Genomic DNA, 16,335 nt, shown 5'->3' on the forward strand with positions numbered 1-16,335 from the left:
TCTATAAATAAACGTCAAAAGAGCAGAAAGATTTCTCCTTCTGCCCTAAATTTTATTGTTGCTCTTGTGCCAACAACATCGTCGTTTCTTGATATTTTCCATCACGATAAAATCCGATATTTAAATTATCTCCAATATTTTTACTTTGATATAAATATTTCCGCAAATCAACAATTCCGCCAACTTCTTCTTCATCTAATTTCACAATAACATCCATTTGTTGCAGACCAGCCTTTGCAGCAGGGCTTCCCGGAACTACTTCTGCCACAAGGAGACCAGCAGTAACATCATCTGGTAAATGCAGTGTTTCATCATGATGATAGGATGGAAGATCACTAATATTTTGCAACTGTACTCCCATATAAGGTCGCCTTACTTCACCATATGCCTCAATATCCTCTATAATTGGAATTGCAATATTAATTGGTATGGAGAAACCGATTCCCTCAATTTCCTCTTGGGCAATTTTCATTGAATTAATCCCCACCACTTGGCCAGCAATATTAACTAATGCACCCCCACTATTACCAGGGTTAATCGCTGCATCTGTTTGCAATACTTCAGAATTCCAATCTGCATAGCCATTGCCATCTAAATCAATCGGTACCGTTCGCTCTAGCCCAGAGACAATCCCTTGAGTAATTGAACCGGCAAAATCCAATCCTAATGGGTTACCTATCGCAAGTACTGGCTCTCCTAATTTCAGCGCATCCGAATCACCAAATTCTGCTACTTTGTTAATATCTTCACCACTAATTTTTACAACTGCTAGATCAGTCCAAACATCACTACCAACTAATGTTGCCTCCACTTTTTTTCCATCACTTAGTACTACTTCTAACTGATCGGCATTTTCAATAACGTGGTGGTTAGTTACTACATAGGCAGTATTCCCTTCCTTTTTATAAACGACACCAGAGCCGGTTCCAGCTTCACTTGCCTGTGTCCAAATGTTTCCACCTTGATAATTTGTGATTCCGACAACTGTATCCAATGCCTTATTAACTGCTTTTGTTATGTCTGTATCTACCTCATAGGATACATTTTGTGTAATTGTATCCGAGTTTGTGCTCCCAGTATTTGTTTTACGCTCCACTGTAGTATTTCCATCATTTTGTCCATAAGGTAGGACACCCATTCGAGCTAGTGACGGAATGGCTAATAAAATGACGATTGCACCTATTACTGCTCCAATAAGACTCGAGAGAAAATACCCTCCTTTTTTGTTCTTCCGCTGATTTCGATTTTGATATTCTGTATATGGATCTTGATCGTAATAACCCACCCACACCATTCCTTTCCTTTGTGTGTTTTGCTAAGAGTTATTGTTGCTTAATATTCATATTATCATTCTTCATCAATTATTTTCTAATAATACATTTTTAATCATTAATTTTTACAATAGTTGCAGCTTATGTTCCTTGTTCCATCCTAAATAAAAAACTCCCTTTCCGTGAAGAGGGAGCTGTGATTCTTTATATTTGCTGTTACACTGCTTTAAGGGGAGTCGGTATTTTTGGATCGGTATCATAGATGGAAAATTGATCCCCAATGGCAAAGCCTTTTCCTTCAAGTACTTGAGAGACAGACATTCTCGCTAATTCTTTCATATTATTGTCTTTACTTAAATGTGCCAAATATATTCCTTTTGTTTGATCCCCAATGCATTCACTCATCGCAAGTGCTGCATCTTCATTCGAGACATGACCGATATCACTTAATATTCTTCGCTTAATATTCCATGGGTAATTTCCCATTCGCAGCATTTCCACATCGTGGTTACTTTCAAATACAAAGTAATCAGCATTCTTAATGGTACCTACCATCCGATTACTAACATATCCAGTATCAGTTATAACAACGAATTTTTTATTACCATGATGAAAAGCATAAAACATCGGCTCTGCTGCATCATGTGAAACACCAAATGATTCAATATCAAGTCCACCAAATGTTTTTACGGTTTCCATATCAAATGTAAATTTTAAATCAGTCGGGATTTCCCCAATTAAGGAGGACATTGCCTGCCACGTCTTGGTATTTGCATAAATCGGTAGTTTATATTTTCGCGCTAATATACCTACACCTTTTATATGATCGGAATGCTCATGGGTCACTAAAATTCCATCAAGATTTTTTGGATGACGATTAATTTGTTGAAATAAGCCCTCCATTTGCTTCCCACTTAATCCAGCATCTACTAAAAAGGCATGGTCCTCTGTTTCAACATAAATGGCATTTCCCGTGCTCCCACTGGCTAAAACACTAAACTGTAAAGTCATTACGTTCACTCCAATTAAGTACTGCTTATCATAAAAAGAGCTAATAAAGCTCTATCTGCTAATTTCTGTTTCCTATACTAATAGATTGCAAGTTTCTAGTATAAATGATGACGAGCATTGAGCTACTATTCAATAACTTGTCCTTCTTCATTCGATACTTGGAAGACATGACCTTCCACCGCATTTACAAATAAATCATCCTGCCCATTAATCGAAAATCTCCACGTTGGTGCTAATAGCTGAGAGGTCATATCTGGTACTAATGTATAGTAGCCGAGATCTACATCTGTAATTTCACTACCTGGTTGGAAAAGATGACGATTATACAAAATAACCAATGCTTCATAAGCGGTAATAATCTCCTCTTCCTTAATTTCTTGAATGTCTACTAGCATTGTTTGTGTATAGGAGGTTATCTCATCTTTATCATTTAAATATAACACAACTTTTCCACTAGCGTTTTGATAAAATGTTTTATCCTCATACGTTTGATAATAGGTAATCGTTTGTTTCTCTACATCAAAATTCCAATACGCATATTGATTGCCATTATAGATGTATGTTTGAACAAATTGGTCAACATCTTTTACCGTAAAATCCTTTTTTAATACGAACGGCTTGGATAAAACACTTTGAATATAGGTTTCATTACTAATTGTAATTTCCTGACTAGGTAATGAAGAAAGCTCTTTATTACTAAAGCTTTTAATATTTGCTTCGACATAATTTTCCTTTGTTGGATCCACTGGTAATTCAGGAAAGGTGATTTCATCTGCTTTTAATTGTTCATCAATCGACGTTTCCTTCATTAAATCAAAGGTATTTTCATCTTTTTGCTTTACTACCTGTGTAATTAAAAAAATATCTAAAATGAGAAAGGTAATAATAAATATGGTTTTTGCTCTACTCCAATCCACCAGTTACCCCTCCCATTTCTGCTTCTGAGATTTGTTTCCACTGGTTATCTACCCGATAATACCAGGAAGGCTCCAATTTTATTAACTGGCTATTAAATTCTTTATTTAAATGGTAGCCAATCATTACATCATTTACCGATTCGATATCCAAGTTCTCGATGCTGCTAAGATAGTTAATTACGTCCTTACCAGAGGATAGCGTATACTCTTTATTTACTGGATTATAGGATAGATAATCGAGAATAAAATATGGTCGGCGATAAGAATAAACACCACTATTTCCAATGACAAGGGAAATCTCACTCAATCCAATTTCATTAAATACTGGATAATCATCAAAATACAATTGAAAAGTAATTTCATGCATTGTTGTATTGGAATCTGCATAGTAATAACGATCTGTCCAGCCACTATGCTCATTAATATATCCAACACTTGTTTGAATAAGGTCATTTATGGTAATCGGTGATTCTATCGAAATTGTAGTATCCACAAATGAAAGCATTTTTGTATCTGTTGCAATATCCAGTACACTCCAGCCATCTGTATATCGATTGCCATTCTTCGAAACATAGCTTGGGTCCGTAAACAAAGCATTTTTAAATTCCTCAGGGTTATAATCCCTTGGGTAGTATTGATAATTTCCTAAAGATGTCGCTTCATTTAATACAAAAAGATACTCCCCTGACTCTTTTTGATATGCATAGTATGGGCTACTTTCTTCAATGAAGTTGTTTAAGTCATCCTGGAATCTATCAATATTACTATTTCTTACTCTTGCCTTCACTGCTCTACTAAAATTTGCAGAGGCGAGATAAACAATTCCTTCATCTTCCTTCATTTGATCTGGAAAAATAACCATATAATGAAAGGTGCCAGGTGGAAATTGCTTTGTATCTGTCGAAAATAATGATTTTGTTAGCTCCACTGGAAGTTCATCAGGAAATTTTAAAATAAATGCTGTATCCCTTGCATTATTTTCCCAAACATCATTGAACTCACTACCGATTTCTTGGAAATCATAATATGTCCAGCTACGAACCACATTCATCATTGGAAGAATCAATTCCATTTTTTCTGAGCCGACATATTGATTTTCTCCTTTTCGGTAAATCATTTTATTAGGTACAAATATATCTTTTAATTCTTTTTTGTCTTCAATACTAATTTCATTTATATATTCTTGATTATTGATTATTGTATTATCATAGTTTTCTTGAAAGGTGACGAGATTCCAAAATAAATAAACGCTTAGCAAAACTAATCCGGTTAATATCCAAGACTTAATTTGTTCAAATCTCATCGAAATCATCCTCTTGATTACGGTCATATGGTAGGGTGAAGTGAATGGTTGTCCCTTTATCTTCAATACTAGAAGCCCAAATTCTGCCTCCATGAGCCTGTATCATTTCTTTTGCGATTGCTAAGCCTAGTCCCGTTCCACCTAATACCCTCGATCTTGCTTTATCAATTCGATAAAATCTATCGAAAATCCGACTGATGCTTGCTTTTGGAATACCAATACCTTGGTCAGAAATTCTAACTTCCATGTATTCATGGTACATAATAATTTTGATTGTAATTTTTCCTCCATTAGGGGAATATTTTATTGCATTTGAAATAATATTATCGAGAACCTGTGTTACTTTATCTGTATCGATTTCCACATATATTTGTTGTTTAGGGAATCTCCGAACATAGGAAATGCCTCTTTCCCTCGAAATCTCAAATCGGTCAATTACTCGATTAATGTACGGAATAAAGCTTACCCATTCTTTTTCCAAACGATAGTCTTTACTATCCATTTTCGATAATTGTAATAAATCATTTACTAGTCGAATCATACGCTCGGTTTCATTTTGCGTTACATTTAAAAACTTCGGAGCTATTTCTTCATCCTTCCATGCACCCTCCGTTAACGCTTCTAAATAGCTACGCATTGTCGTTAATGGTGTTCTTAGCTCATGTGAAACATTGGCAACGAATTCGCGCCGCTCCAGCTCTATTTTTTCCTGTTCCGTAATATCATGGAGAACGACAATAAGACCGTTCATTAGGCCAGTTTCCTTCTGGATAATGGAAAAATTCGCCCGTAAAATAAATGGATTATTCGCTTTACTATAGTCGAGGATAACAGAATTTTGTTCCTCTAATAAATCCTCAAACGTATATTGGTCTTCTAATCCTAGTAAAGAAACAATTGGTTTTGATAGAACTGTTTCACGTGTAACATTTAGCATTTTTTCAGCTGATTCATTAATTAATATTACTCTACCTTTTCGATCGGTAGAAATTACACCGTCTGTCATATAGGCTAAAATCGATGATAATTTTCGTTTTTCACTATCTGTTTTGGCCTGTTCTTCTTGTAGTTTTTTCGTTAAATTATTAAATGTTTGCGCCAATTGACCGATTTCGTCTTTTCCATATACTTTAACCTTCCGAGAAAAATTCCCTCTTGCCATTGCCTGTGCATGCTTTTTCATTTCGGATAAAGGTTTCGTAATCGTTTGTGCAACAAAAACAGCAAGTATTGCGGTTAATGCAAGTGCAATCGCAGTACCTGTAATCAATACATTATTAATAACACCAATTTGATCAAATATCCGTTCAATTAATCCTTCTAAATAAATTACCCCGACAATTTGATCATTTACTTCAATTGGTACATAAGTTACCCATGTTCGACCATTCTTCCCATCAATTACTAGGCGGTCAATTTTTTCGCCTGTAACCAATGCTCTTGTTACAAAATTATCAGTTTTTCGTTGGCCAACAATTCCTTGATTATTTTTATCTGATGTACCTAAAATTCGAGAATTTTTATCTAATACTTGAATTTCTGCAATATCAGCAGAGGTATTTTCTAAAAGAATATTTTTAATATCCTCTTCTAACGGTTTTGCCCCTTTTTCTTCTCTATCCTTAACAAACTCTTCTTCTAAATTATACGTTAGAAAGTTTATTTTACTTATAATCGACTCTTTGAAGTTCTCTGTTAGTTTATTTTCTAACTCTCTTACAAAGTAGACACCGATGATTTGCATCGCAATTAAAATAAGCAGTACAAAGAACAATATAAATTTCAACCGAATGGAAGAAAATATCGCTAATTTTTTCATTCAGCCTATTACTCCTGTTCAGGATTCTTCAAGTAGTATCCTACCCCTCTACGTGTTACCAACCAGCCTGGGTGACTAGGATTATCCTCAATTTTTTCTCTTAATCTTCGGACCGTAACATCGACTGTACGGACATCACCAAAATAATCATATCCCCATACAGTTTGTAATAAATGTTCTCTTGTAACCACTTGTCCAATATGTTTTGCAAGATAATATAATAATTCAAACTCACGATGTGTTAATTCGATTTTCTCTCCGCGTTTCGAAACGATATAGGCATCAGGATGGATTACAAGTGACCCAATAGCAATTTCATTCGATTCGTTTTCATCAACTGCAGTTGTAACTTGTTGATGGCGACGTAAATTCGCTTTGACACGAGCCAGTATTTCACGTGTACTAAACGGTTTAGTGACATAGTCATCTGCTCCTAATTCTAGTCCTAACACTTTATCGATTTCCGAGTCTTTTGCTGTTAACATAATGATCGGCATTTCGTATTTTTTTCGTACTTCTCGACATACTTCCATACCATCTCGATGAGGTAACATAATGTCTAATAAAATTAAATCTGGTTTTATATCTTCTACCATTTGTAATGCTTCATTTCCATCGTAAGCACAAAGGACCTCATATCCTTCTTTTTTTAAATTAAATTCCAATATATCTGCAATTGGTTTTTCATCATCAACTACGAGTATTTTTTTTCCCATCATCGTACGTCACCTCTCCAGTTAACTCATTTCATTATCTATTATTTTGGATTATTTTTGTTTAATATAATCGAATAAACTTTATCTAGTTAAGATAACTTTAACATGAATTACTATATTAATTCACTACTTTACACCTGTTTTCCTTTATTTCTCAATACAGGAAGGATGAATTTTGTTTAGCAAAAATAATTTCCTAATTATTTCCCAAGAAATGTTATTGTTTCCATTAACATAAAGTGTCATTGATTAAGAACTTTTATACACTAGTTTTCTACCATACTCTATTCTCGTAATAAATGTGTACTATCGTTTCATTCCATTACATATAATTTAGTATATCTATCGTGTCGGTAAAATATGATTGATAGAATATTTGGATTGATGTTTATACTAGGATTAAATAACGAAAAAATTCCCTAGTAGTTTACCAGGGAATCCTTTCGTTTTTTATGTTAGCTTCCTTAATTTAAATAGTTTAATGGATTTTTTAGGCTTCCATTGACATACACTTCGAAGTGTAAGTGAGTTCCTGTTGAATCACCAGTGCTTCCCATTACACCAATTTTTGAACCTTGTGCTACCGTTTGGCCGACACTTACATTTATTGATGATAGATGGGCGTATACTGTACGCATGCCATTTCCATGATCGATAACAATTTTATTACCATAATCTCCATCCCAACCAGCGGAGACTACTTTACCGTTATCTGCTGCTTTAATGGTGTAATTAGAAGGTCTCGCAATATCAATACCTTTGTGGAAATTACCCCAACGGTATCCCATTGTACTTGAAATATATCCACCATTTGTTGGCCAGATAAATGAACCTGTTCCACGTGAAGGAACTACTTTTGTCCCTTTATGGACAATCTTTTCTACAGGATCTTTCAGTACTTTTTCTTCCTTCACTTCTTTGCTTACTTCTTGACCATTTACTTGGCTAATTATATATGTTACAGCCTTTTGTCCTTCAGATCCTTCTTGAACAACTTTAGAATCTCCTTTAAACATTGAGGAGTCTTCCACTACTTTTGTCGTGTAGTCAATTTTTTCTTCTTTGAATACTTCTTTTTCAATAACAACATCAAGATATGGTTCATATGCTGTTACATTTAATTGATCACCAATTTGTAGAACAGTATCTTCATCAATTTTTGGATTTAGCTCAAGAAGCTGTTTTAGTTTCAATCCATGGTCCTCTGCAATTGAACCTAAAACATCTCCTTCTTTCACGGAGTATTTTTTCTCTTCCAGTGTGCCTTTTTGTAATAGCTTTACAACATTGTCGGTTTTTAAAATTTGATCTGGCTTCACATTTTCCATAGAGATTGTAACATTTTTCGATAAGTGAACGTCTAATAAACGAGACTCACCATTTTCAAGAGCTGGTGCTTCAACTTCGGAATCTGCACTTGCCTGTAATTTTTCTAAATCTTTATCTGATACATATTTAAGTTTAAGCTGGTCGATGACTTCCTCTACTTTGTCTTGATTTTCCAAGTAAGTTACGACTTTACCATCGATTTTAAGTGCTACCGCTTCAACTTTTATTGCTAAATCATTATTAATTTCATTAAGAACCTGATCATCTTCGTTTTTAGATTCCCGGAACATTTGCTCAGGTACGAAAACAATTTCGTCTGTTGTTAATGAGAAATCATAGTCTTTATATTCCTCTTTAACTGCGTTCATTTTTTCTGTTACTAAATCTTCCACCAATTCCTTATTGGAGACAGTGCCAAGATATTCATCATTTATGTAGACATGATAAATTTTTTGCAGTTTAGATTCGTTATTTGTATTAGCAAAAGCAGTGTTAATGGAAATGGTCGATACCACTAAAGTTGCAATAATCGTCTTTTTGATAACACCATTTGAATGAAGTCTAATTTTCGCTGCTTTGTCAGTCATTTTTGTTAGGTTTTCCTTTAACTGTACATTCATTAATTTACCTCCTAAACTATTTGAATACTGAATAGAACAAATAGATTAGTACTTTAATAACCCTATGAAAGGGGATTCTTAAATCCTTTAATAACTTTATCATAAAAATAGCCCAAATTGGGCAAACGTTACCTTTTGTAATGTAATTGTATAATTAATGGTAATATATTACAGATTATTTGATTAATTTCTATTAGAATAGTAGAAACATAGTTTTCACACATCCGTTTTTATCAAATAGTAATAATAAATTGCAAGAAAATTTTCTACATATCGATTTAATATTACAATTACATTACAATAGTTTTACAATTTTTACAGAGATTTTTCTACATTATTGGACAAACTCCCTATTTTTTGTCACATTCTTTTATCATTTTGATTCAGGAAATTGATACTTCTTGACTATTTTTGTATAAGATTGTCATTTAAATTCTGAGCAGCGCTAGCGCAATGGAAAGAAGATAGTAGAAATGGATATAAATGTATTTAAATCGGAAGTAGTGCAAAAATGATAAAAGACATCGAGAGGAGATCCTCTTGATGTCTTTTAACGATAAGATCCAAGCTACTTTTCAGCAGAACTTTTATCTGTACACACTTCTTACAACATTTGTTTGAGTACGGTCTGGTCCTACAGAGAAAATTGATAAAGGAATACCCGTTAATTGTGATACACGTTCAATGTAATGACGCGCATTTTCTGGTAATTCATCTAAAGACTTACAATTCGTAATATCTTCATTCCAGCCTGGTAATTCCTCATAAACGGGCTCACATTGTGCAAGCATCTTAAGGCTAGCAGGGAATTCATTGATAATTTCACCATTGTATTGATATGCTACACAAATTTTCACAGTTTCAATTCCTGTTAATACATCAACCGAATTTAACGATAAATCGGTTAATCCACTTACTCTTCTCGCATGACGGACAACGACACTGTCAAACCAACCAACTCTTCTAGGGCGACCAGTTGTTGTTCCATATTCCCGACCGACTTCGCGAATTTGATTTCCTATTTCGTCGTTTAATTCTGTTGGGAACGGTCCATCTCCTACACGTGTTGTATAGGCTTTTGCTACGCCAACGACATGATCAATTTTCGTTGGACCTACTCCAGAGCCAATTGTTACCCCACCAGCAACTGGATTAGAGGATGTAACAAATGGATAAGTACCTTGATCAATATCAAGCATTACCCCTTGAGCTCCTTCAAATAAAACTCTTCTTCCATCATCTAATGCATCATTTAATACAACAGATGTGTCACATACATATTGTTTAATTTGCTGCCCATATGCATAATATTCTTCAAAAATTTCCGCGATTGTAAAACCATTTGTTTCGTAAATCTTTTCAAATAAACGATTTTTCTCTATTAGGTTTCTTTCTAGCTTTTCCTTAAACGATTCTTCATCAAGTAAATCAGCTATACGAATACCTATTCTCGCTGCTTTATCCATATAAGCAGGTCCAATCCCTTTTTTCGTAGTTCCTATTTTATTTACACCTTTACTTTCTTCCTCTAGTTCATCTAAACGTAAATGATATGGAAGAATAACATGGGCACGGTTGCTAATTTTTAAATTATCAGTTGTAACATTACGATCATGTAAGTACTTTAATTCTTCTACAAGTGCTTTCGGATCAATTACCATTCCGTTCCCGATAACACAAATTTTTTCTTTATAAAATATTCCTGATGGAATTAAATGCAATTTAAAAGTTTCTCCATTGAATTTAATTGTGTGACCAGCATTGTTACCACCTTGATAACGAGCCACTACCTCTGCATTTTCTGATAAGTAATCGGTAATTTTACCTTTCCCTTCATCTCCCCATTGGCTTCCTACCACTACCACTGAAGTCATTTGGAGCACCTCCAAAATTTTTTATATGTTATTTTTTCATTTTAACCATATATAGTGTAGCACTTTCATCGTAAATGTCAATCAAAATACGAATATTTAATATTGACATCGAAAATATTGTTCGTGTTATTTTTATCGTTTTACGAATCCTACCATTATTATTGTCTGCAAAAATAATAAAAAAACCACAGTTTTCTCACTGTGGTCCTCACTAATTTCGGAATATATTATGCCCCTGTAGGAATGGCATCATCATCAAAGCGTCTCTCTAAATTTACAAACTTATTATACTCCTTTGCAAAGGCTAGCTGTACGGTTCCTACTGGGCCGTTACGTTGCTTTGCAATAATAATTTCAATAATGTTCTTGTTTTCCGATTCCTTATCATAATAATCATCACGGTATAAAAAGGCAACGATATCAGCATCTTGCTCAATACTTCCTGATTCACGAATATCCGACATCATTGGTCGTTTATCTTGTCGTTGCTCAACGCCACGGGATAACTGTGATAAGGCGATAACAGGCACTTGTAATTCCCTTGCTAGTGCTTTTAATGAACGTGAGATTTCAGATACTTCTTGTTGACGGTTATCGGATGATCTACCGCTTCCTTGTATTAATTGCAAGTAATCAATAATAATCATTCCTAAACCATGCTCTTGCTTTAAGCGACGGCTTTTGGAACGAATCTCGGAGATCCGAACACCTGGTGTATCATCAATATATATTCCAGCATTAGACAAGCTTCCCATTGCCATTGTTAGCTTTTTCCAATCATCGTCGGTTAAAGAGCCTGTCCGCAAATTTTGTGCATTAATATTTCCCTCTGCACAAAGCATACGCATAACTAATTGTTCAGCACCCATTTCTAGAGAGAATATCGCAACATTTTCATTTGTTTTCGTTGCGACATTTTGCCCAATATTTAAGGCAAAGGCAGTTTTCCCTACAGATGGTCTGGCAGCAACAATAATTAAATCATTTCTTTGGAATCCTGCTGTCATTTTATCTAATTCCGCAAATCCTGTTGGTATTCCAGTTATATCGCCTTTTCTATTATTAAGAATCTCGATATTATCATACGTACGCACGAGCACATCTTTAATATTTTGAAATGATCCAGTATTTTTCCGATTGGCTACTTCTAAAATTTGTTTCTCTGCATCTGTTAATAGATCATCAACTTCATCTTCCCGTGCAAAACCATCCTGTGCAATATTGGTTGCCGTTCGAATCAACCGGCGTAATAATGATTTTTCTTCGACAATTTTAGCATAATGCTCAATATTTGCTGCAGTTGGTACGGAACCAGCTAATTCTGTTAAGTAGGATACCCCACCAATATTTTCAAGCTGTTTTGTAGCAGCTAGCTCTTCGGTAACTGTAACAACATCGACAGCTTTTCCTTCGTCATTTAATTTGAGCATAACCGAAAAGATTTTTTGATGTGCGCTTCTATAAAAATCTTCTGGTATTAATATTTCAGAAGCTACGGTTAAACTTTGTGGTTCTAAAAATATTGCACCTAAAACAGCTTGTTCCGCTTCCACACTTTGGGGAGGAGTTCGGTCTATTAATACATCATTCATCTATTTGCCAACCTCCGTATCTTCAATTTACAAGCTTGTTATTTATTAATTTACGAAAATATGAACCTTTATTATTTGAATATACCATTTATGTTTTATTATCAGTACCTTTTATTTTACCAGTTTTTTTGCAAAATGAAAAAGGGAATATGCTATCGCTAATCATACCAAATAATAGAAAAATGGCTGTCCCAAAACCATTTCCCTTATTTCTGCTATCCAGAAAGGGATAATACTTGCTTGAGGCAGCCAATTTCTGATTTTCTTCTGTTATTTTATCATGGTGATATATCTTTAGCGATGGAAAAATTTATCCGCTAGCTTACTAATTATTATTCTTCTGTTACATGAACATTCAAAGTAGCAGTAACTTCTGAATGCAACTTAACTGGTACCTTAGTATATCCAAGTGTCCGGATTGCATCATCTAATTCTATTTTACGTTTATCAATTTTAATTTGATGAGTTTTTTGTAATTGCTCTGCAATTTGCTTAGAAGTAATAGAACCGAATAAACGACCACCTTCACCAGCTTTTGCTTTTAGTTCAATCGTTAATTTTTCTACGACTTCTTTTAATTTTTTCGCATCCAATAATTCTTGCTCTGCTTGTTTATCAAGTTGACGATTTTTAGCTTCTAATGCTTTTAGATTGGCACTAGTTGCTTCTAAGGCCCAACCATTTTTTAATAAGAAATTATGTGCATAACCGTCTGCTACATTTTTTACTTCGCCTTTTTTCCCTTTACCTTTTACATCTTTTAAAAAGATTACTTTCATTATTTGGTTCCTCCTTCTAAATACTCATCAATGATTCGTTTTAATTGATGTTCTGCTTCGTCTATTGTAATATTTTGCAGTTGTGTGGCAGCATTTGTTAAATGCCCTCCACCATTTAGCTGTTCCATAATTAATTGTACATTGATGTTTCCTAAAGAGCGAGCACTTATACCTATCGTCTCATCTGGCCTTATAGAAATGACGAATGATGCCTCCACCTTTTCCATCGTAAGTAATGTGTCTGCTGTTTGCGCAATAATTACTTGACTATAGAATACAGAAGGATCTCCCTTTGTTATTGCAATGCCTTCCTTATAAAATACTGCTTTTTCCAGTAATTTTGCTCGTTTAATATACGTACTTAAATCTTCTTTTAAAAATTTCTGGACGAGTACCGTATCGGCACCTTTGGATCGTAAATAGGACGCTGCATCAAAGGTACGAGATCCGGTTCGTAAAGAAAAGCTCTTCGTATCCACAATGATACCTGCAAGTAATGCAGTCGCCTCGAGTATATCAATTTTTCCTAATGGCTGATACTCCAACAATTCCGTTACTAGCTCCGCCGTAGAAGATGCATATGGCTCCATATATACTAATAGTGGATTTTGGACAAATTCTTCACTTCGTCTATGGTGATCGATTACTACAATTCGTTCAATTGCATTTACAAGCTTTTCTTCGATTACAAGTGAAGGCTTATGGGTATCTACAATGACCAACAGCGCATTGGATAAATTCATTTCCAACGCTTCCTCTGGAGAAATAAAGTTGGAATAAATATCGGAACGCTGCTTCACTTCATCCAGTAGCTTTTGCACACCAGAATCAATTTCTTGTTTATCTAATATAACATAGGCTTCCTTTTGATTGGTTTGAGCAATTTTCAATACCCCAATGGAAGCACCAATTGCATCCATATCCGGATACTTATGCCCCATAATAATAACCAAATCACTATCTTGTATGAGTTCAGATAAAGCATGTGAGATGACCCGTGCTCGAACTCTCGTGCGTTTTTCCATTGGATTCGTTTTTCCACCATAAAACTTCACTTTTCCGTTTGGAAGCTTAATTGACACTTGGTCGCCGCCTCTTCCTAAGGCAAGGTCTAAACTTGATTGCGCTAACCCACCTAATTCTGGAAATGAGGATACACCTACGCCTACACCAATACTTAAAGTTAATGGCATATTATGTTTCGTGGAAGTATCTCTAATATCGTCGATAATGGAAAACTTCTCTCGTTCTAATTTATCGAGAATTTTTTCGTTAAAAAACGCAACATAACGATCAGAAGATATTCGTTTCAAATAAATGCCATACTCATTTGCCCAATCATTTAACAAGGAGGTTACTCGGTTATTTAAACTTCCTCTTGCTTGGTCGTCCATTCCTTGCGTGATTTCATCATAATTATCTAAATAAACAATAGCAACTACTGGTTTTTCTTGTTCATATTTCCGTTCAATTTTTACTTGTTCTGTTATATCGAAGAAGTATAGTAATTTTTCTTCTTTCTTATAAATGACACGGTATCTACGGTCATATAATGTAACATTGTCGCTTTCTATTTCTTGCTTTACGATTGGAATTAATGAATCCGCTACATCATATAATGACCGACCAATTAAGGACGATTCGTTCATGCATGACGCAATAAAGGGATTTGCCCATTCGATATAATAATCATCATTAATTAATAAAATTCCAATTGGCATCTCTAAAAGGGCTTCTTCTCCTACCTTTTTCACACGATGTGAAATGACAGAGATATATTTTTCCGTTTCTTCCCGGAAAACCCTTTCCTGGTGAAAAATTTTCCAAATGATTACTGAGCATACAATAAATCCAGGAATACTAATCCACCAGTTATACCATGTAAAGAAAAGGAAAAATAAAAACAGCACAGCTACCAATATGAACAGAAGATTACGCAGCGCTTTTTTTTGTAAAAAAATCGGCATATTATCCAGCTCCTAAATAAAGTAAAAATCCTCTATTTGATGGTTATTTCGCCCTTTCCTTTAAACACTTTAGCGCTTTCACATCACAAATATTTTTACATTTTTATTTTCAATTACTACAGTAAATGGGCTAGCTATTGAAGGAAGGAATCTTTCTATCCCTCCCCCAGAATAGCCTATTTATTTTTTTTCGATGTTAGTCTATTTCGCAAACCAAAGCCTACATCAATTATACCTAAAATACGTACAATTTGAACTAATAAAGGATTTAACAATGCAAATATCGTTACAATCACTGGTACAGCTTTATGAACATTTTTTTGATATGCAAAGTAAAAAATAAATGTAATACCCTGAAAAACAAAGAGCATTTGCATTATGTATACTAAATTTGTTATCGCATTATACAAAAAAGTTCCTTCCTGTGCTGGTATTATTAGGGAAAGTATCAAAACAATAAGAAAGTACCAAATTATACTTCTTGGTAGTGATAACTCACGGAAAGGTTTTGAAGCCGGAATTTGAATACCTAGCCTTTTAATAATTGGATAAGAAATGATTTGTAAAAACAAAACAATTAGTGCTGACGATAAAACAAACATTGATGGAAGTAATACTATAAATAAATCAATCGTGGCACCAATCTGTTTTTCAAAATCAGCAGGCAAATCTTGACCTAACACTTCCATCATTGAAGTCGCATGCTTAATCGTTTCGTTAATGGTTAATGTAAATTCATCTAGATAATTAATATTAAATATCGCTATAGATATTACATATTGAATGATTAGGATAATTAAAAAGGTTATCGTCCCTGCGATGAACGAAGTAAATCGATCACGTTTCGTGTGAATACACCAACCAAATACAAGCCCTGTTAATCCTAAACTAATCGTCATGGGTAATGAGAGAACCGATCCTACAATGAAGGTAATAGCTAATGATGCTACAAAAAAGACAAATCCATCTTTCCAATTATTTTTTGCTGTATAGTAAATAAATGGTACAGGCAAAACTAGTAGCATTATGGTGCCAATGATGGGCACATACAGCAAGATGAGCAACATTATAGTATAAATAGCTAGAACGATTGCTCCCTCAGTAATTTTTCTTATGCTCACATATACACCTCTTTAT

The 16,335-nt window shown here is 34.4% G+C and carries 12 protein-coding genes; all 12 read right to left on the reverse strand.

The features are described from left to right. Positions 1 to 52: 52 nt before the first annotated feature. Positions 53 to 1,285: a S1C family serine protease gene (locus tag OEV98_RS07790; protein ID WP_263072662.1), complete on the reverse strand. Its 1,233-nt coding sequence runs from the start codon at positions 1,283 to 1,285 to the stop codon at positions 53 to 55. Between the two features lie 202 nt (positions 1,286 to 1,487). Then, entirely contained in the window at positions 1,488 to 2,282 is a 795-nt protein-coding gene (locus OEV98_RS07795) for an MBL fold metallo-hydrolase (RefSeq protein WP_263072663.1), read from the reverse strand. 125 nt (positions 2,283 to 2,407) lie between these two features. Further along, positions 2,408 to 3,199, reverse strand: a complete 792-nt coding sequence (locus tag OEV98_RS07800) for a two-component system regulatory protein YycI (RefSeq protein WP_263072664.1) — start codon at positions 3,197 to 3,199, stop codon at positions 2,408 to 2,410. Then, positions 3,186 to 4,502 carry a YycH family regulatory protein gene (locus OEV98_RS07805; protein WP_263072665.1) on the reverse strand — a complete coding sequence of 439 codons (1,317 nt, stop codon included), beginning with the start codon at positions 4,500 to 4,502 and terminating at the stop codon, positions 3,186 to 3,188. Before OEV98_RS07805 ends, OEV98_RS07800 begins: the two co-directional genes overlap by 14 nt. Further along, entirely contained in the window at positions 4,492 to 6,321 is a 1,830-nt protein-coding gene (walK, locus tag OEV98_RS07810; protein ID WP_263072666.1) for a cell wall metabolism sensor histidine kinase WalK, read from the reverse strand. The genes OEV98_RS07805 and walK overlap by 11 nt, the downstream gene beginning before the upstream one ends. A gap of 8 nt (positions 6,322 to 6,329) precedes the next feature. Then, positions 6,330 to 7,037 (reverse strand): response regulator YycF, encoded by a 708-nt coding sequence (yycF, locus tag OEV98_RS07815; protein ID WP_263072732.1) that lies wholly within the window; start codon positions 7,035 to 7,037, stop codon positions 6,330 to 6,332. A gap of 464 nt (positions 7,038 to 7,501) precedes the next feature. Further along, positions 7,502 to 8,986 (reverse strand): M23 family metallopeptidase, encoded by a 1,485-nt coding sequence (locus tag OEV98_RS07820; protein WP_263072667.1) that lies wholly within the window; start codon positions 8,984 to 8,986, stop codon positions 7,502 to 7,504. A 587-nt stretch (positions 8,987 to 9,573) separates the two neighbouring features. Next, positions 9,574 to 10,860, reverse strand: a complete 1,287-nt coding sequence (locus OEV98_RS07825; protein WP_263072668.1) for an adenylosuccinate synthase — start codon at positions 10,858 to 10,860, stop codon at positions 9,574 to 9,576. Positions 10,861 to 11,087: 227 nt separating this feature from the next. After that, the gene (dnaB, locus tag OEV98_RS07830) at positions 11,088 to 12,452 is read right to left on the reverse strand and encodes a replicative DNA helicase (RefSeq protein ID WP_263072669.1); all 1,365 of its coding nucleotides are present in this window, start codon (positions 12,450 to 12,452) and stop codon (positions 11,088 to 11,090) included. Between the two features lie 332 nt (positions 12,453 to 12,784). Then, on the reverse strand, positions 12,785 to 13,231 hold the full coding sequence (rplI, locus tag OEV98_RS07835; RefSeq protein ID WP_263072670.1) for a 50S ribosomal protein L9: 447 nt from the start codon (positions 13,229 to 13,231) through the stop codon (positions 12,785 to 12,787). Further along, entirely contained in the window at positions 13,231 to 15,198 is a 1,968-nt protein-coding gene (locus OEV98_RS07840; protein ID WP_263072671.1) for a DHH family phosphoesterase, read from the reverse strand. The genes rplI and OEV98_RS07840 overlap by 1 nt, the downstream gene beginning before the upstream one ends. Positions 15,199 to 15,374: 176 nt before the next feature. Further along, positions 15,375 to 16,319, reverse strand: a complete 945-nt coding sequence (locus OEV98_RS07845; protein WP_263072672.1) for a YybS family protein — start codon at positions 16,317 to 16,319, stop codon at positions 15,375 to 15,377. Between the last annotated feature and the right edge of the window lie 16 nt (positions 16,320 to 16,335).

It is taken from the genome of Perspicuibacillus lycopersici (genome assembly GCF_025660475.1).
Classification (GTDB): domain Bacteria; phylum Bacillota; class Bacilli; order Bacillales; family Caldibacillaceae; genus Perspicuibacillus; species Perspicuibacillus lycopersici.

Coding starts and splice junctions, on each gene's coding strand:
- OEV98_RS07840 (WP_263072671.1), bottom strand. CDS start 15,198: ATGCCGATTTTTTTACAAAAAAAAGCGCTGCGTAATCTTCTGTTCATA.
- OEV98_RS07795 (WP_263072663.1), bottom strand. CDS start 2,282: ATGACTTTACAGTTTAGTGTTTTAGCCAGTGGGAGCACGGGAAATGCC.
- walK (WP_263072666.1), bottom strand. CDS start 6,321: ATGAAAAAATTAGCGATATTTTCTTCCATTCGGTTGAAATTTATATTG.
- OEV98_RS07805 (WP_263072665.1), bottom strand. CDS start 4,502: ATGAGATTTGAACAAATTAAGTCTTGGATATTAACCGGATTAGTTTTG.
- yycF (WP_263072732.1), bottom strand. CDS start 7,037: ATGGGAAAAAAAATACTCGTAGTTGATGATGAAAAACCAATTGCAGAT.
- dnaB (WP_263072669.1), bottom strand. CDS start 12,452: ATGAATGATGTATTAATAGACCGAACTCCTCCCCAAAGTGTGGAAGCG.
- rplI (WP_263072670.1), bottom strand. CDS start 13,231: ATGAAAGTAATCTTTTTAAAAGATGTAAAAGGTAAAGGGAAAAAAGGC.
- OEV98_RS07820 (WP_263072667.1), bottom strand. CDS start 8,986: ATGAATGTACAGTTAAAGGAAAACCTAACAAAAATGACTGACAAAGCA.
- OEV98_RS07825 (WP_263072668.1), bottom strand. CDS start 10,860: ATGACTTCAGTGGTAGTGGTAGGAAGCCAATGGGGAGATGAAGGGAAA.